The organism is Yersinia vastinensis (assembly GCF_044905075.1).
Classification (GTDB): domain Bacteria; phylum Pseudomonadota; class Gammaproteobacteria; order Enterobacterales; family Enterobacteriaceae; genus Yersinia; species Yersinia vastinensis.
Genome location: NZ_CP173260.1, coordinates 3,064,472 through 3,087,637, shown reverse-complemented (window position 1 = coordinate 3,087,637; position 23,166 = coordinate 3,064,472). Strand labels below are relative to the sequence as shown.

The window sequence follows — 23,166 nt, the reverse complement described above, 5'->3', positions numbered from 1 at the left end:
ATAATGAGCTAAAAGGAATAGTGGCATGAGCACCAATGCAATCCGAGTGCAGGTAGGGCCTGCAAATTATTTCTCTTTCTCCGGTGCTATCGATAAATTGAGTGAATTTTATCCTCAGGAGGCACTGGATAATGCACTGTGGATTTACGGCGAGCGCGCATTGGCGGCAGCAGGGGATTATTTGCCTGCTGCGTTCCATAGCCCACACGCAGTACGCGCGGTATTTTCCACCCATTGCAGTGAGTCGACGGTCGCCGATTTGGTACAAAAAGCGGGGCGTGACCGTCAGGTTGTGATTGGCATTGGTGGCGGGGCTGTATTGGATACGGCAAAAGTGGTTGCGCGTAAATTAGGGGTGCCGTTGGTGGCAATACCCACTATTGCGGCGACTTGCGCGGCATGGACACCGCTTTCGGTCTGGTATAACGATGCCGGGCAAGCGCTAAATTTTGAGATTTTCAAAGACGCCAATCATCTGGTGTTGGTTGAACCGCGCATTATTTTGCAAGCGCCCGTGGAATATCTGCTGGCGGGTATCGGCGACACGTTGGCAAAATGGTATGAAGCGGTGGTTCTCAGCCCACAACCAGAGACGTTATCATTGACGGTGCGCTTAGGATTACAAGCTGCACTGGATATTCGTAATGTGCTGTTAAAGCAGAGTGAAGCGGCATTGCAGGCAGTTAGACAGGGCGAACTGACGCAAGATTTCCTTGATGTGGTGGATGCTATTATTGCTGGTGGTGGCATGGTTGGCGGATTAGGCGAGCGTTATACTCGTGTGGCTGCGGCACATGCGGTACACAATGGACTGACGCTGTTGCCACAAACCGAGCATTTTCTCCACGGCACCAAAGTAGCCTACGGGATTTTGGTTCAAACGGCATTGTTGGCGCAGGATGATGCATTGCAATCGCTGATTATCGCTTTCAATAAATTAGGCTTGCCGACACATTTAGCAGCTTTGGATGTGAATATTCATGACCGTGATGCTATTGAGCGAGTTATTGGCCGAATTCTGAAGCCGGGAGAGTCGATCCACTACCTGCCTGTTGAGTTGAATTCAGACAAAATGTGGGCAGCAATTGAGCGGGTGGAGATTGCCGCTCAGCGTAGGTAGCACGCGGGAATAGCCGTTTAGATCAAGGCCGAATAATATTATCGTTTCAAGCTGTTTAACATCTTGTTTTTTGATCTCAAGTTAGGGCAAAATACGCCCTATGCAATAACCGACGTTTAAACGCGTCGGTTATTTTTTTGCATTCATGTTTTCACAAATCAAGAGGCCGGACAACGATCCGGATAGATAAACAGGTTCGCGAGCGATTATTCACATACGAAAATCGCCGTTATGAGGAAAGAAAGATGGGGCAATTATTCACACTGGCGCCGGTGCCCACCGGTATGCGCTGCACATGCAGCGATTATGGCGCAACAGGTATGGCAAATACCCGTTACACCGCTCTCGTTTCCCCACTTACGTATCCCAGGCAGATACGAAGTTTCCCCGTCACCTCTGACCTGCGAGCCACACTTGCAAATCGGGTTAAAGGTATGGGGAGGCTGAATCATGACGCATAATGCAACTGTTGCAGTCGGCACCAATCAAACTGGCGCAAATAACCGCGTTCAACTCAGAAAAACACTGACGTTGGTACAAGTGGTCATGATGGGTTTGGCTTATTTACAGCCGATGACCATTTTCGATACTTTCGGCATTGTATCCGGCCTGACCGATGGTCATGTCGCGACGTCTTACGCCATTGCGTTAATTGCCGTGCTGTTCACGGCCATCAGCTATGGCAAATTGGTTAAGCGTTTCCCTTCTGCGGGTTCGGCTTACACCTATGCCCAGAAATCCATTAGCCCGAATGTAGGCTTTATGGTGGGTTGGTCATCACTACTGGACTACCTGTTCATGCCGATGATTAACATTCTGTTGGCAAAAATTTATCTCGAAGCCATTTTCCCGGGTGTGCCATCATGGATTTTTGTTGGCGCACTGGTCACCCTGATGACGCTGTTTAACCTACGTGGCATCAATGTGGTGGCAAACTTGAACTCCATCATTGTGGTGGTTCAGGTGGCTATTATGGTGGTCTTCATGGGGCTGCTGATTCATGGTGTTTATCAGGGGGAAGGTGCGGGCACATTGGTTAGCCCACGTCCGTTCTACTCTGAAAATGCACATTTGGTGCCAATGATAACCGGGGCCACGATACTGTGCTTCTCATTCCTTGGCTTTGACGGTATCAGTTCGCTGTCTGAAGAAACACCGAATGCCGGTAAAGTGATCCCGAAAGCGATTTTCCTGACGGCGCTCATTGGTGGCATCATCTTTATTGTGGTGTCTTACTTCTTGCAGCTCTATTTCCCGGATATTTCGCGCTTCACAGATCCTGATGCGTCGCAGCCAGAAATTATGCTGTTTGTGGCGGGTAAATTCTTCCAGTCAGTGATTCTGTGTTTCTCTTGCGTCACCGTATTGGCATCCGGTATGGCTGCGCATGCGGGCGTTTCTCGCTTGCTGTATGTCATGGGGCGCGATGGGGTGTTCCCAGAGAAAGTGTTTGGTTACGTGCATCCGAAATGGCGTACTCCGGCCATCAACGTATTGTTGGTAGGGGGCGTGGCATTGTCCGCTATTTCCTTTGATTTGGTGACGGCAACGGCATTGATTAACTTTGGCGCGTTGGTGGCCTTTACCTTCGTTAACCTGTCGGTGATTTCACAGTTCTATATTCGTGAGCGCCGTAATCGCACGTTTAAGGATCATTTCAGCTACTTGATTCTGCCGATGATTGGGGCAGGGACAGTCGGTGTGCTGTGGATGAATCTGGAAAGCAGCTCAATGACATTGGGCTTGGTGTGGGGAGCAATTGGCCTGTTGTATATGGTCTGGAAAACCCGTGCTTTCCGTCAGGCATTGCCGCAATTTAATGGCGAACTGGCACAGTAATAACCTGTCATTACTAATGAAAACGGAGCCAAATGGCTCCGTTTTTTTATTGGTCAATCATATGCGACGGCTAACTCACCAAGCCTCTGGCATAGTCAAACAGGGCTTTCAGCAGTGCTAACTTCTCTTTATCATCTTCATACTGGTTATAGAATTGCTCGAGTTGCAGCACGTAATCTTGCACTCGCTCAGGGCTAAGTGCTTCACGGCGATGTTCTAACCAGCGCTGCTGTTCACTATCCGTTAAAGTGTTCGGATAGTTGCGGGCGCGGAAACGGAAGAGCAATGCCTCCAGCCGGGGATCTTGGAATGTTAAATCCAGCGCAGGCAGGTTTTGCGGCTCCGTTTGCAGAATAATTTTCATAGTGGCGCGGTCAGCATCGCTGAAAAAGCCGTTATACAATTGAGCATCCACATCATCAGACACCGTAAAAGCATCGGCTTGAGCAAACAGCGCGACCACTTTTTCGCGGATTTGCGGGTTTTGCCGTAGTAATTGCAGATTTTCCAAGCAGCGATGACGATCGATACCCAAGCGTTCGGCGTTCTCTGCCAACAAGGTTTTGGCAGGGGCCAGCACTGGGCATTTGTTGATATGGACCAGTTTTAGCGGCACTGCAGCATCTGGTGCATTGAGTTTATCGCGACGGGTATATAATCGTTCGCGCAGAGCATCGCTATCGAGTTCCAGTAATGGCGACATATCTCCAGCCAAATCACACATAATCACTGCATTTTTATTCTCAGGATGCCATGCCAGCGGTGCCACCCAACTGGTATTACCGCGTGCCGCTCCAAACATTCCTGAGACATGAACCAGTGGTGTCATGTTGGCAATATCAATTAATGCATTTATTTTATGCTTACTACGATGTTGGTACAGGTAGTCGAATAACCGTGGTTGTGCCTGCTTAACCAACTTTGCCATGGCGATGGTGGCGTGCACATCAGACATTGCATCATGGGCGTGTAAATGTTCGACGCCATTGGCTTTGGTCAAATGTTCCAATTTAAAACTTGGCAAACCATCTTCATTCTCCGGCCAGATAATGCCTTCTGGGCGTAGGGCATAGCAGGCACGCATCACATCGAGCAAGTCCCAGCGAGAATTCCCCCCTTGCCAGCTATAGGCATAAGGATCATAAAAATTACGATAGAAAATATTGCGGCTAACTTCATCATCAAAACGAATATTGTTATAACCGAGGATGCAGGTGCCAGGCACATTGAATGCCTGATGGATTTGGCGTGCGAACTCGGCTTCATTGACCCCATGAGCTAAGGCATGTTGCGGAGTAATGCCTGTTATCATCACGGCTTCGGGTTGCGGCAGGTAGTCATCTGCAGGCTTGCAGTAAATCACCAGTGGTTCTTCGATGATGTTGAAATCCAAATCGGTACGCACCCCGGCGAACTGTGCTGGCCTATCCAGTGCAGGGCGCTGACCGAAGGTCTCATAATCGTGAATGTAGAAAGTTGGTTGCTTATTTTTATCTGACATTATTCGGTTTAACCCTTAATCCACTATGGTCATGCTGTATGGCAGGCCTATTTTTGCCGGAGATAACTTATCCGTAGCGACCTATGACATTGGCTTAAGAATACCATTTCAGGTCAGGGAGACGTTAATTTTGTCATGATTATCAGCAATACCCACAATCTTTTAAGACGCCAAAGGGCGGCTGCAATGATTGAGTCATGAATGAAGATTTATTTTGCAACGATTATGTTTTTCTCTAAAAGTACCGATCTAACTCATATTTACCTGTCGTTTACTTAGCTATTCATACAATTCACCTACTGAATATTATAGTAGGACTCATGGTGAAAACACTTCTGTTAACCGGTGCCACGGGCTTTCTAGGCGGCGCAGTATTAGAAAAGTTATTGTTAGAGAATTCGGATTTTAATTATTTATTACTGGTACGGGCTAATACACCGGAGCAGGGCGTTATTCGTATTCGAGAGAATCTCGCAAAATTCTATTTACCTAATGCATTGCTGAATAAAATAAATGTCAGTCATATTTTATTAGGCGATTTGGCATTGCCGGACAGTTTTATTAATGATCCGCGCATCGACGGTGTGACGCATGTTATTAACTGTGCTGCTGTTGCATCATTCGGTAATAACCCATTAATTTGGAAAGTGAACGTCGACGGCACATTGGCCTTTGGCAAAAGAATGTCACAAGTTATTGGTTTACAGCGATTTATTCATGTCGGCACCGCCATGTCTTGTACGCCAGATGCAGATACTTTAGTCAATGAGCGGATATTATCCACAGAAGATGATGCACACTTAGTGGAATACACTAAATCAAAGTCGGCCATCGAACGTATGTTGACTGAACAATGCCCAGCATTACCTTTGGTCTTTGCTCGTCCTTCCATTGTTGTTGGGCATACCCGCTTGGGTTGCCAGCCCTCAAGCAGTATTTTCTGGGTATTCCGCATGGCATTAATGCTGCGCAAGTTCATGTGTTCATTAGATGACCATATTGATGTTATTCCGGTTGACTACTGCGCCGATGCTTTACTGTGTATTTTGCAACATCCCAATTTACCCGAGAATATTTATCATATTTCTGCCGGAGAGATGGACAGTGTCAGTTTTGCTGAAATTGATCAGGCTATGTCTTTCGCCGCCAGACAAAAACCCGTGGGGACGGATTATTGCCAAGTTGAATACGGTGTCTTGGTGCAGATGAGGAAGCAACTTAAAGGGATTTTTGGCCCTTGTAATGAGCGCTTGATGCTAAAAGCTATGCGTTTATATGGCTCTTTTGCCATGCTAAATGTGCGTTTTAGCAATGAACGATTACTGAGTTTAGGTATGCCACGCTCACCTCGTTTCACCGATTATATCGCTCGTTGTGTAGAGTCCAGCTCCGGCATGACTATTGCGCAACAAATGGCGGTTGATTTTAAATAAGTTGGTTTCCCCGTCTGGTCGCGACCTGCGGGGAACTCATTTTTATCCTACTCCCCTCTATAAACGCCTACCGACGACACGCCGCTACGTTGGGGCATTTTTAACGTGCTGCAGCCGGTAATAATTGAGCTAGACTTAGGGCTTAGTGTCTTATTGGATGTAGATATTGCGTGCGCCTGAATAAAAAAATATCACCATTGGATAACTTGATTTATACCCATTACCGGCTGACGCACGCTTTGCGTATTACGCTGGCTTTTATCCTAACCTTCATGATTATTCGGTTGTTGGCCGTTCCAGAAGGCACTTGGCCACTGATCACTTTGGTCGTGGTGATGGGGCCGATATCTTATTGGGGCAATGTATTATCCCGCGCGATGCAGCGTATTGGTGGCACAGTTTTTGGCGCAATATCCGGCTTAATAGCCCTTTATCTTGAATCGTATTCACTGATATTTATGTTGGCTTGGTGTGGAGTTGTGATGTTTCTGTGCGGCTATCTTACGTTGGGTAAACGGCCATACATGGCTTTACTGATTGGTATCACACTGGCCGTCGTGTGTGGTTCCGCGCCGGGGGATATGAATACGGCACTTTGGCGTAGTGGTGATGTGATTTTTGGTTCATTACTGGCATTGGTTTTTACCAGTATCTATCCCCAGCGCGCCTTTACTCATTGGCGCATGCAAATGAGTGACAATTTGCGTGCAATTAGTCAAATCTACGCGGCGTATTTGTCACCGAATGTTGTTGAACGCCCGCGCTTAGAAGCTAAATTAAAAGCTGCATTGAATCAATCAGTGAAAATGCGCGCTCTGATTGCACCATCCAGCAAAGAATCTCATATTGATAAGGATATTTTTGAAGCGATCCAAACATTAAGCCGTAATCTGATATGTACTCTAGAGTTGTTGGTAGATGCTTATTGGTCGTCACGAGAAAGCCACTTTATTATGCTTAATGCTAAAGGGTTACGTAGTACGCAGCTGATGACAATTCGCTCTTTGAACACATTAAGTGACAGCTTGCGAGATGGCTCACCGGCGCGTGAGCGCGAAGTGGCTGCCGAGTTGAGTGAAATTGCGAACGAATTGAAATCACTGATGTTGGCTGTTACGCAGGAGCAGCAAATAGAAACCCCGATTTATGGCTATGTATGGCTGAGTATGGAGTTGACCAAACAGCTTGAGGAATTAGATGATCTGATTAATATGACCTTGCGCAGGTGATCAATTGAAGCTTAAGACAGATGAAATTTCTGTCTGGCGAGTAAAGCAGGTAAGATAAGCCTATGGGTCTGATCACCAGCAATTGAATTTGTGTAAAACTTAAGTGAAGGTGTAAAAATGGATAATGCAATTAAGCCGACTTTCCAGGACGTTTTGGAGTTTGTGCGTATGTTTCGTCGCAAAAATAAGTTGCAGCGTGAAATCGTTGATAACGAGAAGAAAATCCGTGATAACCAAAAACGCGTTCTGTTGCTTGATAACCTGAGTGATTACATCAAACCAGGGATGAGCATTGAAGAGATTCAGGCCATTATCGCTGATATGCGTACCGCTTATGAAGATCGTGTCGATGAGTACACCATCAAAAACGCCGATCTGTCTAAAGAACGCCGTGAACTGTCGAAGAAACTGAAAGCGATGGGCGAAGTGAAGTAATATTTTCACCCGCAGATAGCACAATTAATAGAAAGGCTGGCAATCAATGCCAGCCTTTTCTTTTTGCCTAACAGAGTGATCAATTAGACGATTTTCCTGATCTTAAGAAACGAAACGCAGGGATATTTACCCCTTTGACAAAGATAAATGCCAGCAGCAAAGATCCCCACAATGCCATAGTGATATAGCTACTCACACCCATAATGTTTAGCCCACTTTCCAGCATTTGCAGTAGGAACAGCGCCAACACAATACCGAAAATCTTACCGAACCCGCCGTCAGGATTTACTCCGCCTAATACTGTCGCCAAAATAGTGATAAGCAGCAGTGACTCGCCATAGGAGGCTTTCGCTGAGTTCAATTTTGACATCATCAATAACGCAGCCACAGCGCACAGCAGTGATGAAATGACATACACCCAAATTAGCGTACGGCGCGTATTAATTCCCGAGAAGAATGTCGCCTTCTCATTGGAACCAGACAAATAGATTTGGCGACCTAAGGGGGTTTTAGCCAATATTAACCAGATAATTGTTGCTACTGCCGCGAACAGATAGAGCGGTAAAGGAATCCCAAGAAAATAGCTGCGATCCAGTGCCAGCACATAGTTGGGGAAGTTAGAAATAGCGGAGCCTTTGGATATGAGCACATTCACGCCTTTGAGCAAGGTCATTATGCCAAGTGTTGCCAGAATAGGGGAGACCCGGACAACCGAGATAAGCACTCCATTAATTAGCCCCACAACCAAAGCAACCGACGCACCAGCCAGCAACATCAATATCATTGAGCTGAATGTCGGCTCCAGATGAGTACAAACCCATGCCATGACCAGAGCACTGGCATTGGCGGTCGCAATAATGGATAAGTTAATCCCACCCGTCAGCATAGTGATAGCCATGGCCAATGTTAATACCCCTGCAACAGGGATTTGCGAAGCAATGGATTGGAAGTTAGCCGCAGACCAGAAAACCTGCGGAATCAGCACACTGAACACGACAGCAACCAACACCAGCAGTGCCACCAGCCAGCGTTCGGTATGATCACGTTGCGTTGTTTTCGACATGATTATATCCCTACCTTATGACGTTGGCCCCAGGCCGTCACACTGATACTGATGACAATGACCAGACCGATAACCACGGTATGCCAGTACGACGAAATACCCAGTAAATTCAATCCATTCTGCAATATAGCCAGTAAAATAACCCCCAGCAAAGTTCCGGTTAGGGTACCGCGCCCGCCGACAATACTGGTGCCCCCCAAGACCACCGCGGCCAATACTGTTAGTTCATAACCGAGCAATGAATCCGGCGCGACGGTTAATACGGTATAGGACTGTACGACACCGGCGATACCGGATAAAAAACCCATATAGCCATAGACAAACAGTTGTAGCTTGAGAATGCTGAACCCCATGCGTGATGCTGCTTCCTGATTGCCGCCCAATGCATAAATTTGGCGACCAATACTGGTGCGTGTCATCAGCACAGCGGTGACAATAATGGTGGCCAGCAACGTCAGAATAGGCAGCGAGAGGCCATAGTCATAACCATCAGCCGCCGTGAAAGAGAACAACATTGGCCCATGTTCAAACCATTCTGGGTAGGTATATAGCCAGACCCCGCGGCTGAGATAGAGCAATAAGCCATAGAAAATATTCAGGGTAGAAATAGTAATAATGATGGACGGCACGCGCAGCCGATTAACCAGTAGCGCATTTATCAAGCCGAGCAAGAGACCAATACCGCCAGCCAGTGCGAAAGCTATCGGGAAATTACCGCCAAATTTCACAATCAGTGTCACCATGACATATTGAGAAATAATGGTCATGGCCGGGAACGAAATATCAATACCGCCAGAAATCAGCACGATAAATAAGCCACAAGCCAAAATGGTCAGCATGGCGTAGTTATTTATCAAGTCATAAATATTGGCGAGGGTGAGAAAATCGGGGCTGGTGAAAGCAAGATAAGTCGAAATAATCAAGATAGTGAAAGCCAACATCACTTCATGGCGTTTCAGTTGTTCTTTATTGAATAGACCTGATTTAGCCACATCAGATTTATTGACTGCATGGGGGTTAGCCATTTACTACCTCCGCAATGGCTGCTTCGCTGCTGTTGCCTGGCAAGAACTCCTGCACAAGTCGCCCTGACCGCATGACTAAAATACGGTGGCTGTTAAAGTAAGCCTCATCAATCTCATCACACACCATTAATACTGCGATCCCCCGTGCAGCCAGTGCATTGATAATATTATAGATACCTGCTTTGTTCGCGATATCTACCCCCACAGTTGGGGAGTCTAGAATCAATATTTGCGGATCGGTTGCCAGCCACTTGGCAATGGCGATGCGCTGTGCATTGCCACCCGATAAGGTATTGACTGGCAAGTCGCTGTTACCGATTTTAATCGATAGGTGTTTAACCATATCTTCTACTAATGTATCGACTCGCTCGGTACGCATTAGATGGAAAGCATTTTTCAGCCGGTGCAATACGGTGGCACTGATGTTGTCACGAATCGATTGCTCCATAATCAGCCCAGTGCTCATTCGGTCTTCCGAGACATACCCGACACCGGCTGCAATCGCATCACGGTTACTGGTAAAAATCATCGGCTCATCATTGATACGAATAGTGCCGGATTCTGGTGCGGTTAAACCAAATAGGCTGAGGCACAGTTCTGTTCGGCCAGAGCCAAGCAAACCAACCAGTGAGACAATTTCACCAGGGTGCAACGTCAGGGAAATATTGTGGTATTCGTTACCCCGAGATAACTCCTCCACCGCCAGCACCGGTGGACGGGCTGCGCTGTAAGGCGGTAGCACCTGAAAGTCAAACTTCATACCAGTCATCAACCAGGCCAGACGAGCGTCATCTACGTCAACTGCCGGGTAGGTGCCCACCCAATCGCCATCTTTCAGCACGGTAATACGGTCTGAAATTTCCAGCACTTCACTCAAGCGATGGCTGACAAATACTACACAGATATTGCGAGATTTAAGTTCATGCACCACCCGCAGCAAGCCGTTAACCTCTTGGCGAGTGAGAGAGGCGGTGGGTTCGTCCATGACAATCAGGCGAGCATCTTGCGCCAGCGCTCGGCAGATGGCGACCAGCTGCTTCTGCGCGATGGGTAAATTTTCAACCAATTCATCCAGATCAAGATGGGCATTAATACTGTTGATCACCAGCTCGGCAGTTTGCCGCATCTGGCGTTTATCAACCCACAGATGATGGTGATAATGGTTCATGGCGATATTCTCAGCCACGGTTAAATTTGGGAATAAAGATAAATCTTGATAAATCACCTGAATCCCTAAACGAACAGATTCAATGGGGGTCAGGGTCGAATAGGTTTTGCCATCGATAGTGATGGCGGCATCAACATCGGGCTGATAGACACCGGAGATAATTTTGATCAAGGTTGATTTACCACAACCATTCTGTCCTGCGAGGCAGTGAACCTCACCCGGCAGCAGGGTCATGGCAACCTTATTTAGCGCTTTAACGCCATAAAAGGTTTTACTGATATTTTCCAGGGTAATGAATGGCTGCATAGCTACATCCTCTTGATTCTGTTGGGTATTAATGACAGAGCCGGAAGTGGCTCCCGGCTCTGCGATAACACAAAGAATCAATACAGCGAGTCGACGTTATCTTTGGTGACCCGTAGCACATTGTGGAATTGAATCAGACGCTTATCTTGATCAACTTCTGCTTTACCCACCCCTGGAACGTCCATACCAGTCTCAATTTTTTCGCCTTTCAGCACTTTGTCAGCCACGGCTGTCAGGGCATAACCAGCTGAACCTGGGTCATAGGTCACACCCATGGCGATATCACCACTTTTAACCAGCGAAGCGGCTTGAGATGGGATCATCATACCGAACACATGGACGTTGTTTTTCGCGCGTTTTTCTTTCACTGCACGGCCTGCACCAATTGGGCCTTGTGAACCGAAAGCGACAATACCTTTCAAATCACTGTGCGCTTTCATCAAATCCAATGTAGTGCGGCGTGAATCATCAATGCTCTCAGCGACTGGCATACGGCTGGTCACTTCAAACATTTCTGGATAGTGTTCTTTCTGATATTTAACAAATAAATCTGCCCACAGGTTATGTTGTGGCACGGTCAGGCTGCCGACATAAATCACATAGCCGCCTTTGCCACCCATGGCTTTCGCCATTTCTTCCACGTTATCCGCAGCGAATTTGGCATTATCAATAATTTCGATATCCCAGTTAGCACTCGGTTGCCCTGGGGATTCGTTAGTGAGCACCACGATACCGGCATCGCGGGCTTTCTTGAACACCGGCTCCAGCACATCGGCGTCATTGGGTACAATGCTGATAGCACTGACTTTTTTAGCAATTAAATCTTCGATTATCTTAACTTGTTGCGGTGCATCCGTGCTGGATGGGCCAACTTGATAGGCTTTGATACCCAGATCTTTACCGGCGCGTTCCACACCTTCGCCCATACGGTTAAACCAAGGCATACCTGCAATTTTCGAGATATTGACCACTTCTATTTCTTGTGCCAGTGCGCTACCAGAGCACACCATCATGCTGAATAGGCTAGCGGCCAGTAAGGTTTTTACACTCAATTTTTTCATCTAAGGCTCCAAGAGCGTGTGTAGGTTGAGGTTATCGTTATTTCCTGATGCATTGGTGCAATATTTTTAACTCGTAATGACATGAGTTTTATTTATGTTTTTAAAAAAATGAAGATTTAACAGGAGCAGATTTTACATCTGCACTACATTTCCTGTAGGTGGACTCTAATACTCCGGCAGCTATTTTCCCCATATCTCTGAATGCTATTTACATGGACGAAATGGCTGCTTTCCCGGTTTGTGACTGAGGTCATGATTTTCAGCGGTAAGGCCAAGAGGATTGCACAGAAATGGCTATCAGAAAGCCAATAACATTGTTATCAGCATGGATATTTTGGTTTAGTGACAGAGAGACTATTGACGATAAAAAAGGCGAAATAAGGGCTTGATATGAACTAACGCACTCCGCCGGGCACCATCGCGAGTAGGTGCTGACGTGGGTAATTTTGGGTGATGCCGCTTTGCTCTAGTTGCCAATAAAGTTTTTCTACATCATGGCGTTGGCGGTTTATTAGCAGGCCAACAATGCTGCCGCTATGGGCCACATTCAAACCATATAAATCTAACTCTTCGACTAACGCCAGCAGGGCGGCAAAATCGGGCTTGACCAATAAATGCTGACTGGCTTGTGCGCTAAGCGTAGTGGCCTGACCTAATAGTGAGCAATCTTGCTGCTTGGCGGCTTGCACAAAGAGTTGCCATGCCCGTTCCAAAGACGCGGCACCCGCCAGCAGTGCTGTCTGGCGGTCACGACGATGATAGTCCTCGGTGTTGAGGATATGCGGGCTTTCTAGCAGCAGAATATCGACAGTAGGTTGCCAGCCATAAGAAATTTGTGTGGCAGCAGTCTGGTGGTCAAACAAGGTCAGTTGCCGAAATAGGGTGCTGTCGGTAGGTTCGAGGCTAACACACAACGCGGCAAGAGCAGCCTCATCGAGTGTTTCTCCCAAATGGCGAGCGGTTGCCAGCGCGGTGGCTGCAATATCTGCGGTGCTACTAGCCAACCCTTTGGCGACCGGAATAGATGAGTCAAAACTGATATGTAAGCCACGGGCCATGTCCACAGGCAGCTCGAAATAGGCCAGCACTGCTGTCAGCATCTGGCGCATGCGAGGGCGTTCATGGTGACCTGGCATACCCTCAGTAACCGATACCGTGCTGAACCAGTTTATAGGGCAGGAAATTAGCTTTTCACCTCCCAATATCCAGCCCTGAATCAATTCGCCACAGGAGGCGGGGCAACGGGCTTCAGCCATGGCCGAAAACCTGCTTCATCGCGGTTACTAGCTTCTGGTTATCCGTAGCACTCTTAATGGCTACTCGATAGTGGTCGCGGGTCAGACCTGGGTAGTTCGCACAATGGCGGATCAGAATATGGTGTTGTAATAATGCTTGTTGCAGGTCGATTTCTGGCCTCAGGCAGCGCAAGAACAGATAGTTTGCTGTGCCCCGCCACACTTGCAATGCCGGAATTTTACACAATGCCTGATACAGCCAGTGCTGCTGCTGTGCTAGCCATTGATGGGTGGCTTGAATATAAGGCTGGTCATCAAGAATAATCTCGCCAGCCAGTGCCGCAAAGGCATTGATAGTCCAAGGTTCGCGCTGTTGTTTCATCTGTTGGATCCCCGCCAGATCCCCGCTGAGTAGGTAACCTAAACGCAGCCCCGGAATGGCGAAAAACTTAGTGAGTGAGCGAAGCACATATAAACGTGGGAAGTCGGTAAGTTGTGGGATCAGTCCCGGTGCATGTGGCTGAAAATCGATAAAAGCTTCATCGACAATCAGGGCAATTTGGTGTTGATGACAACATTGCACAAGGGCTTGTAGCAGTACAGCATCAGGCATCAAGCCGGTTGGGTTGTTCGGTGTTGCCAGAAATAGGCAGTCAGGGCGCTGTTGTTCCAATGTGTTCAGTAAACGTTCATTGGGTTGATACCCCTCTGCTTCGCTCATTGCATAGTCATGAATCTGGCAACCCACCCGTTGCAGAGCGCGGCGGTATTCAGCAAATCCTGGTGTCAGTAACATTGCGCTGCGCGGCTGGAGATACTGCACTACCGCGTAAATCAGTTCAGTGGCACCATTTCCGGCCATGATATTTTCTGGCAAACAATGGTGAGCACGCGCCAGCGCACTGTGTAACTGGCGATATTCAACATCAGGGTAGTGTTCAGCACGCGCTAACTGCTCAACAATGGCCACTTTTAAAGACTCTGGCATTCCTAGCGGATTAATATTGGCACTGAAATCAATGATGTTCGCTGCATCTGTTCCAATTTTCAGTGCCATTTCCAGCACATTCCCACCATGCTCACTCATCGCTACGTTAAACCCTTATTTAGCTTGTGCGTTTAGAGTACCATAAGCGAGGGAATTGAGTTCAGCGACAACACTTCCGGCGTGAATGCCAATATCTCCCGCAGACGTACCACATCACCAATAACGATCAGGGCAGGGGCGGATAAACCTTGGGCGGCAACTTGATCTGCTAGCGTGATGAGTGTGCCACTGGCAACTTGCTGTTGCTGATGGCTGGCATACATCACCACGGCGGCAGGGGTCGTCGGGGCTTTACCACCAGCGACCAATTGTTGGCAAATCGTCGCCAACTGCGTCATCCCCATCAAAATAACCAGCGTGCCTTCCAGCTTGGCTAGTGTTGCCCAATCTTGCGGCTCATTGCCTTGGCGCAAGTGGCCGGTTATCACATGAAAACCGGAGGCATAATCCCGGTGAGTCACCGGGATCCCGGCGTAGGCCAAACCCCCTATGGCGGAGCTTATTCCCGGTACGACTTCAAATGGAATATTTGCCAGCGCCAGTGCCTCGGCTTCCTCCCCTCCGCGTCCGAACACATAAGGGTCACCACCTTTGAGCCGGACCACATTTAATCCACGCTGTGCGCAATCGACCAGAATCTGATTAATTTCCGGCTGTGGCACCAAGTGATGATTTGGATTTTTGCCCACATTAATCATTTCACAGCCATCTGGCGCTTGGGCTAATAGCTCGGCACAGACCAAGCGGTCATATACCAGCGCTTCGGCTTGGCGAATAGCCTGTAATCCTTTTACGGTGATCAGCGCTGCATCTCCTGGCCCTGCGCCCACCAACCAAACTTTCCCACTTTTCATATTGTCTCTCATTGTATGGCGAGAACCGGTTGTACCGGTTGATTCAGAGCCACGCGCAGCACATCACGGGCAATCATTAATTCTTCATTGGTATTGACGATGGCAATTTGCACTGGCGCATTATCCTGTTGAATAAAGAACTGATTTTTTGCGTTTTTTTCTTCATCCAGCGCAATGCCGAGGAAGGCCAGTTCGCGGCAAATTTGTTGGCGAGCATGGCGGGCATTTTCACCAATTCCGCCTGTAAAGATCAGTGCGTCTATCCCCCCTAATTGCACGATATAGCTGCCAATCACGGCACGAATTCGCTCGGCAAACAACTCTAGCGCGACGGCGGCACGGGGGTTGCCGTGACTGGCGGCGAGTTCCACATCACGGTAATCATGTGAGATACCAGAAACACCCAATAAGCCAGATTGATTGTTAATTAGATGGTTAATTTCAGCCGCGCTCTTACCTTCGGTTTGCTGAATAAACGGCAGAATGGAAGGGTCGATATCGCCGCTACGAGTCCCCATCATGATGCCTGCTTGGGGAGTAAAACCCATGGAGGTATTGATCGAGCGCCCATTGCCAATAGCACAGATGCTGGAGCCATTACCCAAGTGGCAGGAGACAATCCGCAAGGTTTCTAGTGGCCGACCCATACGCTCGGCGCAGACTGTACTGACATATTTATGACTGGTGCCGTGGAAGCCATAACGGCGGATCCCCAGTTCTTCATAGTAGCGCCATGGCAGTGGGTAGAGATAAGAGGTCTGGCTAAGTGTTTGGTGAAATGCAGTATCAAATACGGCCACCGCAGTCGCGTGGGGCAGGGCATGTTGGAACACCCGAATCCCCAGCGCATTCACTGGGTTATGTAAAGGTGCTAATGTGCCAAGTTGCTCTATTTTATCCAGTACCTGTGGAGTGATTAGCACCGAATCGGCAAAAGCTTCACCGCCGTGGGCAACGCGATGACCTACACCACTAATTTCATCCAGTGAATCAATAATATTGTGTTCGATAAGCGCCCTAAGCAGGTGCTCGGCACCTTGGCGGCAATCAGCGATGGGTAAGGTTTCGCGCCATTTCACATCACCAGCCCGCAGATTAAATACGGCATCATCCATGCCGATGCGCTCAATCAGCCCCTGACACAGCACCCGCTCTTCACGTTGGCCGGTCTGTTCATTTGGCATAGAAAACAACTGAAATTTCAACGAAGAACTGCCGGCGTTAATCGCCATAATCTTACCGGGCATGCGACTCTCCAGAATAATTCAAATACGTTATAAGGTCAGTTAACCCTTCGCCGGTGAGCGCCGAGGTAACAAAAATATGTTGTGCGCCTGCTTGAGTCAGGCAATCCGCTGCCCAGTCCAGTTGGTCTGGGTGGCTGACAGTGTCGACTTTGCTGATGATGCCTATCACCGGTCTGTTGAAAACCTGTGCCAGCATGGGCGCAAACCAGCTCTGCGTGGCATCGGCGTTTTGCACCAATCCCACCACATCCGACTCGCAAGCACTGGCAAGCAACGCACTGTATAAACAGCGGTTTTCCAGATATTCACCCGGAGTATCAATGGCATTGTCCTGCCAGATAATGGATTGAGTTTTCTGGTAATTCAGCGCCTCTCCCTGCAAGCGCTGAATCAGTGAGGTTTTGCCGCACTGGCTGGGGCCAATCAACATAATGCGCTGCATGGCATCAGGTCCGAGTCATTGGGCAGGCGGTAAATTTCATCATGTCGCCCAAAGTGTGAATCACTTGTTTGAGTGCGTATTCCACCGCCGAAACATCGCCGGTAAACACCACCGCCCCAGTGAAACGGTCAATAAAACCAATCTCAACCGCACCCGATTTAGTGGCGATATCACTGGCAATAATGGAGGCTTCGCTGGGTGTAATGGTCAAAATGCCGATGGCACTGCTGACATCGTTTAGCCCCAATTTTTTATAAAGTGCCTTATTGGGGTTGGCTATCAGATGCGCGAGAGTTATCTGTTTGCCGGGAACATATTCTTGAATTACGCGCTCGGGGGTACTATTCGCTTCCATCATGCCTCCTGAATTAACTGACGCCACAGCGCCTCATGGGGGCGCGGGATAGTGGCGCTGTAAACCAATAACCCCTTCTCACCGGCGCACTGGCTGGCCACATCCACGGCAGTTTGCACATCGGCAATATCGCCACTGAGCACTTGATAACATTTGCCGCCGATGCCAAATGCCATATGAATGCGTACCAAGGTGACATTGGCGGCTTTGACTGCACGGTCGGCCGCGGTAATACAGGCCGCCACGCTCCAGGTTTCTACCACGCCTGCCGCTTGGCGGTTTTCCACTGGGTTTAGGCCGCTAATGGCTGGCAATACCGAAGGGTGGAGATTGGGAAGCACGATGCTATCGACTAATAAATGGCCGCTGTGCCGCTCACCATTTTGTACAGACTGACTGACGGCACCAATATCGCCTCCCACCATCAGCAGATACTTGCCGGGGCAGAGGGTTTTGCTTACCAGCAAATTGACGTTGGCACTTTTCAGCATCAGGTCGCAGACTTCCATCCCCTTGGCGATACTGCTTAATTCAACAATTCCAATGGCTTGTGACATGCCCATTCCTCTTTAAGAAACCCGTTCAATGGTGATGGCGCTGGTACTAATGGCGGTGACAACACCACGGATGCTGGCGTGCAGTGGTGCACCTAAGGCGTTATTCGGAATCAGCCCGATAAGCTGGCCCTGTTCGACGTGTTCACCTACGGTAACCATCGCTTCGGCGGCGGCGCCGATATGCTGGCGCAGTGGCAAAATGACCCGTGGTGGTAGGTAGGTATCCTCACTAAACGGGGCGGCCTGATACCAGTCGGTCAAGTCCAGCCGGGCGATGAGTCGGGATATCGGCACCATGCGGTAATTGGCCATCGGGTCGGCTTCGCGCAGTTCTCCTTGGTAGCGAGCGCCTTGTGCGCGTAGCTGGGTTTTCAGTAGGCGATTAATGCGCATTGGCGAGATATCTACCGGGCAGGCATAGCTTTCGCACACACCACATTCCGAACAAGTCAGTGCGCTGAGTAAGATGTCTGGGGTAGCGACTTGCTGATAGATAATCGCCCGCACCAACAGATGCGGCGGTAATTCATGGCCGATCAAGTGGCGTGGACACAGCTCAGTGCACATGCGGCACTGTTCACACACCGTACGGGCAATCGCGAGTACATCTTTATCGCTGCGTGCGCGGCGGGTGATTAACAGATGGTCGGCGGGCAGCACGAGCAGGCCCCCGGTGGTTTTGGTCACTGGCTGATCAAGGTCATGCAGAGCGTGACCCATCATCGGGCCACCATTAATATAGGCGGGATTATGTATGGTGACGCCACCGGCCAGCGCCAGCACTTCTCGCAGTGGCGTACCCAGTGGCACAGTTAATGTTACTGGCCGCGCCACGGCTCCATTCACTGTCAGGGTGCGGCGCGTGACCGGCCATTGCTGTTCAACCGCGCGAGCCACATTGAGCAGGGTTTGTACGTTATTCACCACCACGCCAATGCTGACGGGCAGGGCGGCAGGAGGAACCCTACGGCCGGTTGCCAGCCAGATAGTGATCACTTCATCACCGGCAGGGTAAACGTCGGGTAAAATATGCAGGCGAATCTGTGCCGGCAGCAGCGGAGTTAGTGCGGCAATCGCCTCTATATATTTGGCTTTCAGCGCAATAATACCTTCACGCGCACCCGTGGCGGTCATGCCATACAGTACGCCACGTACCAGCCGCGCAGCCTGTCGTGGGATCAATTGTTGATCCACTTTCAGCATCGGCTCACACTCAGCGGCATTAACCAGAAAAATCTCAGCCTGTGCCTGAAGTTTCACTGCCGTCGGGAACCCGGCCCCGCCAGCCCCGACCACACCTGCATCTCGTACCCGCTGCTGGATGGTGGCCGCGTCACAGCGTGCCAATTCGCCATAGGCGGGGGGCGAGTGAAGTTGGGTGGCATCAGACATCTGAATATCACTCATAAAGCGCCTCGATGATTCCACGAATATCATTGTCGCTTGCCGGACGCGGATTGGTACGCAGGGTAACGTCCGCCAGTGCGGCGGTTATCATGTCCGGAATCCGTTGTTGTAATTGGCGCTCGTTCACTTTTATCGCCGCGAGAGGTTGGGGTATTCCGCACTGGCGTTTTAGCTGTTCAATCTGATGAATGAGCTGATTCACCGCACCACGGTCGTCCCCTTTTGCTGGACTGAAGTGACATATTTTCGCTAATCGGGCATAACGTTTACGCGCTCGCGAATCGGCGGCGTTAAAACGGATGACCGGCACCAGCAGCAGTGCATTTGCTAGACCATGAGCGATATGGAATTGCCCCCCCAACTGGTGAGCAATCGCGTGGTTAATACCAAGCCCCGCTTGACTGAACGCCATCCCAGCCAGTGTTGAGGCATTGTGCATTTTGCCGCGAGTTATCAGGCAATCCCCTTTACGGCAAGCGGTTGGCAGATAACGAAATACTAGCTGCACCGCTTTCTCTGCCAGTGCGTCGGTAAAATCGCTGGCACGCGGTGACACGTAGGCTTCCAGTGCATGTGTCAACACGTCCAATCCGGTATTGGCGGTGATAACCGGCGGCACGGTTGCCACCAGCGCCGGATCCAAAATCGCAATGTCCGGATAAATTTCATCGTCAAATAGCGGATATTTAATGCTTTTTTCCGGATCACTTATCACGCAAGCGCTGGTAACTTCCGAGCCAGTGCCGCTGGTGGTTGGGATAGCAATACAGGTTTCTATCTCCAGCCCTTGCTTACGGCTAAACCAGACAATGGCTTTGGCGGCGTCCAGCGCCGAGCCACCGCCAAACCCGATCACGATGTCAGGATGCTGCGCATGCATTTGCTCAATGCCCTTGACCACAGTGGCGATGTTGGGATCTGGCGTGATATCGCTGAACAGGCTTATCTGGTTGTCTGCGGGGAGCGCTTGTTTCAGGCGATCCAATAATGGCGAGGTCGCCAAAAAGCCGTCGCACACAATCCATATTTTGCGCTGATGGAAACGTTGCAGCACTTTAAGGCTGCCTTCCCCGCTATAAATGCGTGTTTGCAGGAAAAAAGTCTTCATACGACCTCGCTCAGCGAATGGAGAAACCGTTGGTCAACACACAGCGGCGTTGACGTGCAAAGGTTCGCGCCGATGTGGTGCCTTCTCCGGTCGGGGTGGCGATGGTAAAGGTCGTAAAACCTTCGCCACCGACGCCAATTCCGGCATAAGATGGGCCGTTTTTCACAAAAATGGAGGTCTGCAAAAGGCGAGCTGCTAGATTCAGGCGCGAAACATTTTGTGAATGCATGGTCGCGGTGTGGTGTAAGCCCGCTTCCACTTGCAGTGCCAGCGTCAAGCCAGCATCAAAGTCCTTTACCCGAACGACCGGTAACAGCGGCATCAGTTGCTCGGTCGTGACGAGAGGGTCATCACCGGCCACTTCGACCAGTAACAGGCGCGGGACTTTTGCTGGGCAAGTGAGTCCTGCCGCTTTCAGCAGCTCAGTTGGGCTTTTGCCGACCAGATTTTTATTGGCATGGCCTTGAGGTGTCAGACAGGTCTTGCGCAGGCTGTCGACCTCTTGCGGATCACTGATTAACAAAGCATCGAAAGCTTGCATTTGCTGCAATAGACGGTCGGCGACACTCTCCACTACAATCAGACTTTTCTCCGCGATACAGGGCAGATTATTGTCAAATGAGGCTCCAGCCACGATATCCTGCGCCGCTTTTACTAACTCGGCGGTTTCATCCACTAGGCAAGGTGGATTTCCGGCTCCGGCACCAATCACTTTCTTGCCGCTTTTCATGCCCATGGCCACAATACCCGGCCCGCCGGTGATGGCCAGTAGCGCAATCTTGTCGTGTGCCATCATCTGCTGGGTGGCTTCGAAGCTGGGATCTTGCACGGTCACCACCAGATTGCGGATGCCGCAACTGCTGAAAACGATCTCTTCAATTTGAGCGATTAAATCCAGTGATACTGCTTTGGCTCCGGGGTGCGGGCTGAAATACACCGCATTGCCCGCTGCTAGCATGCTGATGCTGTTGTTGATAATAGTTTCTGTCGGGTTGGTGCTCGGCGCGACGGATCCAATCACACCAAACGGCGAATATTCGAATAACACCATGCCGCCATCGCCGGTTAAGGCCGTGGTCGATAGATCTTCAATACCGGGGGTGTTTTCCAGTGCGGCTTTGTTTTTCAGTAACTTATCTTCTTTATTTCCCATGCCGGTTTCGTTGGCACCGCGCTCAGACAAAGAGGCGAGCTGCGGTTTGAGTTGCTCACGGATAGCGCTGATAATGGCGCTGCGGGTTTTCATTGGGCTTTGCTGGTAGCGCAAAAATGCGCTGTGGGCGGCATTCACTGCTTCATCCACACTGGCAAAAATAGCGCTGGAGGCAGACGCAGGTGTAGGCGTCAGTTGCTCGGTGAGGATAGTACGAATGAGAGATTCAAGATCATGGGTATTCATTATTCATTCCTCAGATGTAAAGCCGATATGGCCGCTTCTGCTATGTGCATATCTTGTTCGACGCTACCGCCGCTAATCCCTAAACCTCCCACCAGTTGGCCATTGCGCCATAGCGGGTAGCCGCCACCAAAACTCACGACTTTGCCGCCGGTGCTGGCTTCGAGTTGGAATAGGTCGGCCCCTGGTTGAATGGCATGGCTCAGTTGGTGTGTGGCGGTTTTTAACGCCACGGCAGTCCAGGCTTTTTTCGGTGCCAGTTCGCTGCTCACCAGCAAGGTATCGGGCATACGGTAGGTCATGATCATGTTGCCGTGGCGGTCAGCCAGGGCCACGACTACCGCGATTTGTAATTTCATGGCAGCGTCGACGGCTAACTTAACGAGCTGATGGACATCAGAAAATCCGAGCCCAGTCGTCGTGGGTGATGCCGCTTTTGCAGCCATTGTGGGGTGTGCTTGCATCATTGATGCCTCAGTCGCGGCCAAATAACGAGCAACCACGGTTTGAGCTGTTTGTTGCAACTGCTGACGCTGGTCTTCATCGCGCGCCAGCGCATACAGGCAATCGGATAGCCGGTTGAGGTATTGCAATAACACCGGGCGTACCGAAATTTGTTCTGCTAATTCAATCAGCCGTCGTTCGCAGCGCCGTGCTAAAGTGCGGGCAAAATGCAAACGGCTACCCGCTTCAGTCTTTCCGGGTAGGATAAAACCGCGCACTGGCGGTAACTGTGCCATGCAGCGGTCAACGGCGTGTTCTAGGGCATGAATGTCTTGTTCATTGATGCTTTTACGCCCAACCGGTGGCGTCTCAATACCTTCGCTGGCAAGTTCGGCACTGAAATAAAACAACTGATGCTGTACGGCATCAAGCAACTGAAGGTTTTCCTCGCCTTGTGTCGCACGAGCACACAGACTCAGCGCGGCATTCAGTTCATCCAAGGTGCCGTAGGTTTCTACCCGTGGGTGGGTTTTTTTCACCCGTTGACCAGTGAACAAGGCCGTGGTGCCTGCGTCGCCAGTTTTGGTATAGATACTCATAAAATCACCTGCTCAATCAGTAAGAACACTCATCGACAATGGCGACGATCGCCAGATCGATGGCATCATTCGGTTCAGCAAAGACTCGCCGAGCGCTCGAGCCGCCGGACAACAGCACCAGCTCGCCCTGACCCGCTCCCACTGAATCGACGGCGACTTCATCCGGCGTATTGCTGTCTGGTGGCAGTGAGCCATCACCGGCAACACGGCGTACCAGCAGCAGTTTTTTTCCAATCAGCGTCGGCGATTTTTGCGTTGAGACCACGGAACCTACCACTCTGGCCAGTTGCATGA

Annotated in this window: 23 protein-coding genes; 6 read left to right on the top strand and 17 right to left on the bottom strand. The window is 49.8% G+C overall.

The genetic code is table 11. From position 1 onward, the window contains the following. Nucleotides 1-25: 25 nt before the first annotated feature. The 3 genes from ACIOG0_RS14430 to ACIOG0_RS14420 all read left to right on the top strand — a co-directional run bounded on the left by ACIOG0_RS14430 (nt 26) and on the right by ACIOG0_RS14420 (nt 2,959). On the top strand, nt 26-1,120 hold the full coding sequence (locus tag ACIOG0_RS14430) for an oxidoreductase (protein ID WP_050098534.1): 1,095 nt from the start codon (nt 26-28) through the stop codon (nt 1,118-1,120). A gap of 245 nt (nt 1,121-1,365) precedes the next feature. Then, on the top strand, nt 1,366-1,581 hold the full coding sequence (locus ACIOG0_RS14425; RefSeq protein ID WP_050098532.1) for a hypothetical protein: 216 nt from the start codon (nt 1,366-1,368) through the stop codon (nt 1,579-1,581). Continuing rightward, complete coding sequence (locus ACIOG0_RS14420; protein ID WP_050098530.1) at nt 1,571-2,959, top strand: APC family permease; 1,389 nt, start codon at nt 1,571-1,573, stop codon at nt 2,957-2,959. The genes ACIOG0_RS14425 and ACIOG0_RS14420 overlap by 11 nt, the downstream gene beginning before the upstream one ends. Nucleotides 2,960-3,029: 70 nt before the next feature. Here the strand turns inward: ACIOG0_RS14420 and sbcB are convergent, their stop codons facing one another. Next, the gene (gene sbcB / locus ACIOG0_RS14415) at nt 3,030-4,460 is read right to left on the bottom strand and encodes an exodeoxyribonuclease I (protein WP_128451090.1); all 1,431 of its coding nucleotides are present in this window, start codon (nt 4,458-4,460) and stop codon (nt 3,030-3,032) included. 323 nt (nt 4,461-4,783) lie between these two features. On the opposite strand from sbcB, the gene ACIOG0_RS14410 reads away from it, so the two are divergent. The 3 genes from ACIOG0_RS14410 to tmaR all read left to right on the top strand — a co-directional run bounded on the left by ACIOG0_RS14410 (nt 4,784) and on the right by tmaR (nt 7,557). Then, nucleotides 4,784-5,893, top strand: coding sequence for an SDR family oxidoreductase (locus ACIOG0_RS14410; RefSeq protein WP_050098649.1), 1,110 nt, complete (start codon nt 4,784-4,786; stop codon nt 5,891-5,893). Between the two features lie 170 nt (nt 5,894-6,063). Next, a complete protein-coding gene (locus tag ACIOG0_RS14405) occupies nt 6,064-7,122 on the top strand; it encodes an FUSC family protein (RefSeq protein ID WP_050098523.1) in 1,059 nt (352 codons plus the stop codon). 117 nt (nt 7,123-7,239) lie between these two features. Then, nucleotides 7,240-7,557 (top strand): PTS system regulator TmaR, encoded by a 318-nt coding sequence (tmaR, locus tag ACIOG0_RS14400; RefSeq protein WP_004711143.1) that lies wholly within the window; start codon nt 7,240-7,242, stop codon nt 7,555-7,557. Nucleotides 7,558-7,636: 79 nt separating this feature from the next. On the opposite strand, the gene ACIOG0_RS14395 is transcribed toward tmaR, so the two are convergent. The 16 genes from ACIOG0_RS14395 to ACIOG0_RS14320 all read right to left on the bottom strand — a co-directional run bounded on the left by ACIOG0_RS14395 (nt 7,637) and on the right by ACIOG0_RS14320 (nt 23,164). Continuing rightward, nucleotides 7,637-8,620: an ABC transporter permease gene (locus ACIOG0_RS14395; RefSeq protein ID WP_050098521.1), complete on the bottom strand. Its 984-nt coding sequence runs from the start codon at nt 8,618-8,620 to the stop codon at nt 7,637-7,639. Nucleotides 8,621-8,622: 2 nt separating this feature from the next. After that, complete coding sequence (locus ACIOG0_RS14390; protein WP_072086560.1) at nt 8,623-9,645, bottom strand: ABC transporter permease; 1,023 nt, start codon at nt 9,643-9,645, stop codon at nt 8,623-8,625. Further along, nucleotides 9,638-11,119, bottom strand: coding sequence for a sugar ABC transporter ATP-binding protein (locus ACIOG0_RS14385; RefSeq protein WP_050098519.1), 1,482 nt, complete (start codon nt 11,117-11,119; stop codon nt 9,638-9,640). The genes ACIOG0_RS14390 and ACIOG0_RS14385 overlap by 8 nt, the downstream gene beginning before the upstream one ends. 77 nt (nt 11,120-11,196) lie before the next feature. Beyond that, nucleotides 11,197-12,132 carry an autoinducer 2 ABC transporter substrate-binding protein gene (locus ACIOG0_RS14380; RefSeq protein WP_230678331.1) on the bottom strand — a complete coding sequence of 312 codons (936 nt, stop codon included), beginning with the start codon at nt 12,130-12,132 and terminating at the stop codon, nt 11,197-11,199. A 443-nt stretch (nt 12,133-12,575) separates the two neighbouring features. Further along, complete coding sequence (locus tag ACIOG0_RS14375; RefSeq protein ID WP_050098517.1) at nt 12,576-13,436, bottom strand: GHMP kinase; 861 nt, start codon at nt 13,434-13,436, stop codon at nt 12,576-12,578. Beyond that, a complete protein-coding gene (gene cobD, locus ACIOG0_RS14370; RefSeq protein ID WP_050098516.1) occupies nt 13,429-14,502 on the bottom strand; it encodes a threonine-phosphate decarboxylase CobD in 1,074 nt (357 codons plus the stop codon). The genes ACIOG0_RS14375 and cobD overlap by 8 nt, the downstream gene beginning before the upstream one ends. Before the next feature lie 32 nt (nt 14,503-14,534). Then, nucleotides 14,535-15,317, bottom strand: a complete 783-nt coding sequence (gene cobA, locus ACIOG0_RS14365; RefSeq protein ID WP_050098515.1) for a uroporphyrinogen-III C-methyltransferase — start codon at nt 15,315-15,317, stop codon at nt 14,535-14,537. Between the two features lie 8 nt (nt 15,318-15,325). After that, nucleotides 15,326-16,564, bottom strand: coding sequence for an acetate/propionate family kinase (locus ACIOG0_RS14360; protein WP_128451089.1), 1,239 nt, complete (start codon nt 16,562-16,564; stop codon nt 15,326-15,328). Next, nucleotides 16,554-17,006, bottom strand: coding sequence for a EutP/PduV family microcompartment system protein (locus ACIOG0_RS14355; RefSeq protein ID WP_050098512.1), 453 nt, complete (start codon nt 17,004-17,006; stop codon nt 16,554-16,556). The genes ACIOG0_RS14360 and ACIOG0_RS14355 overlap by 11 nt, the downstream gene beginning before the upstream one ends. Before the next feature lie 4 nt (nt 17,007-17,010). Further along, nucleotides 17,011-17,361 (bottom strand): propanediol utilization microcompartment protein PduU, encoded by a 351-nt coding sequence (pduU, locus tag ACIOG0_RS14350; protein WP_005157716.1) that lies wholly within the window; start codon nt 17,359-17,361, stop codon nt 17,011-17,013. Then, the gene (locus ACIOG0_RS14345; RefSeq protein WP_050098511.1) at nt 17,361-17,918 is read right to left on the bottom strand and encodes a BMC domain-containing protein; all 558 of its coding nucleotides are present in this window, start codon (nt 17,916-17,918) and stop codon (nt 17,361-17,363) included. The genes pduU and ACIOG0_RS14345 overlap by 1 nt, the downstream gene beginning before the upstream one ends. Nucleotides 17,919-17,930: 12 nt before the next feature. Further along, a complete protein-coding gene (locus ACIOG0_RS14340; protein WP_050295474.1) occupies nt 17,931-19,325 on the bottom strand; it encodes a 4Fe-4S dicluster domain-containing protein in 1,395 nt (464 codons plus the stop codon). Then, nucleotides 19,318-20,433 carry a 1-propanol dehydrogenase PduQ gene (locus ACIOG0_RS14335; protein WP_050098509.1) on the bottom strand — a complete coding sequence of 372 codons (1,116 nt, stop codon included), beginning with the start codon at nt 20,431-20,433 and terminating at the stop codon, nt 19,318-19,320. The genes ACIOG0_RS14340 and ACIOG0_RS14335 overlap by 8 nt, the downstream gene beginning before the upstream one ends. A 10-nt stretch (nt 20,434-20,443) precedes the next feature. After that, nucleotides 20,444-21,832: an aldehyde dehydrogenase family protein gene (locus ACIOG0_RS14330; protein WP_128451087.1), complete on the bottom strand. Its 1,389-nt coding sequence runs from the start codon at nt 21,830-21,832 to the stop codon at nt 20,444-20,446. Continuing rightward, nucleotides 21,832-22,872, bottom strand: a complete 1,041-nt coding sequence (locus ACIOG0_RS14325) for a cob(I)yrinic acid a,c-diamide adenosyltransferase (protein WP_050098507.1) — start codon at nt 22,870-22,872, stop codon at nt 21,832-21,834. Before ACIOG0_RS14325 ends, ACIOG0_RS14330 begins: the two co-directional genes overlap by 1 nt. Before the next feature lie 16 nt (nt 22,873-22,888). Beyond that, complete coding sequence (locus ACIOG0_RS14320) at nt 22,889-23,164, bottom strand: EutN/CcmL family microcompartment protein (RefSeq protein ID WP_004699362.1); 276 nt, start codon at nt 23,162-23,164, stop codon at nt 22,889-22,891. Nucleotides 23,165-23,166: the final 2 nt, after the last annotated feature.

Bases quoted from the DNA above. Each gene is read 5' to 3' on its own strand.
- ACIOG0_RS14425 (WP_050098532.1), top strand. From the start codon at position 1,366: ATGGGGCAATTATTCACACTGGCGCCGGTGCCCACCGGTATGCGCTGC.
- tmaR (WP_004711143.1), top strand. From the start codon at position 7,240: ATGGATAATGCAATTAAGCCGACTTTCCAGGACGTTTTGGAGTTTGTG.
- ACIOG0_RS14340 (WP_050295474.1), bottom strand. From the start codon at position 19,325: ATGAGTGATATTCAGATGTCTGATGCCACCCAACTTCACTCGCCCCCC.
- ACIOG0_RS14380 (WP_230678331.1), bottom strand. From the start codon at position 12,132: ATGATGGTGTGCTCTGGTAGCGCACTGGCACAAGAAATAGAAGTGGTC.
- cobD (WP_050098516.1), bottom strand. From the start codon at position 14,502: ATGAGTGAGCATGGTGGGAATGTGCTGGAAATGGCACTGAAAATTGGA.
- ACIOG0_RS14390 (WP_072086560.1), bottom strand. From the start codon at position 9,645: ATGGCTAACCCCCATGCAGTCAATAAATCTGATGTGGCTAAATCAGGT.
- ACIOG0_RS14385 (WP_050098519.1), bottom strand. From the start codon at position 11,119: ATGCAGCCATTCATTACCCTGGAAAATATCAGTAAAACCTTTTATGGC.
- ACIOG0_RS14320 (WP_004699362.1), bottom strand. From the start codon at position 23,164: ATGCAACTGGCCAGAGTGGTAGGTTCCGTGGTCTCAACGCAAAAATCG.
- ACIOG0_RS14355 (WP_050098512.1), bottom strand. From the start codon at position 17,006: ATGCAGCGCATTATGTTGATTGGCCCCAGCCAGTGCGGCAAAACCTCA.
- ACIOG0_RS14420 (WP_050098530.1), top strand. From the start codon at position 1,571: ATGACGCATAATGCAACTGTTGCAGTCGGCACCAATCAAACTGGCGCA.
- ACIOG0_RS14330 (WP_128451087.1), bottom strand. From the start codon at position 21,832: ATGAATACCCATGATCTTGAATCTCTCATTCGTACTATCCTCACCGAG.
- ACIOG0_RS14325 (WP_050098507.1), bottom strand. From the start codon at position 22,872: ATGAGTATCTATACCAAAACTGGCGACGCAGGCACCACGGCCTTGTTC.
- sbcB (WP_128451090.1), bottom strand. From the start codon at position 4,460: ATGTCAGATAAAAATAAGCAACCAACTTTCTACATTCACGATTATGAG.
- ACIOG0_RS14335 (WP_050098509.1), bottom strand. From the start codon at position 20,433: ATGAAGACTTTTTTCCTGCAAACACGCATTTATAGCGGGGAAGGCAGC.
- ACIOG0_RS14345 (WP_050098511.1), bottom strand. From the start codon at position 17,918: ATGTCACAAGCCATTGGAATTGTTGAATTAAGCAGTATCGCCAAGGGG.
- cobA (WP_050098515.1), bottom strand. From the start codon at position 15,317: ATGAAAAGTGGGAAAGTTTGGTTGGTGGGCGCAGGGCCAGGAGATGCA.
- ACIOG0_RS14430 (WP_050098534.1), top strand. From the start codon at position 26: ATGAGCACCAATGCAATCCGAGTGCAGGTAGGGCCTGCAAATTATTTC.
- ACIOG0_RS14375 (WP_050098517.1), bottom strand. From the start codon at position 13,436: ATGGCTGAAGCCCGTTGCCCCGCCTCCTGTGGCGAATTGATTCAGGGC.
- pduU (WP_005157716.1), bottom strand. From the start codon at position 17,361: ATGGAAGCGAATAGTACCCCCGAGCGCGTAATTCAAGAATATGTTCCC.
- ACIOG0_RS14360 (WP_128451089.1), bottom strand. From the start codon at position 16,564: ATGCCCGGTAAGATTATGGCGATTAACGCCGGCAGTTCTTCGTTGAAA.
- ACIOG0_RS14395 (WP_050098521.1), bottom strand. From the start codon at position 8,620: ATGTCGAAAACAACGCAACGTGATCATACCGAACGCTGGCTGGTGGCA.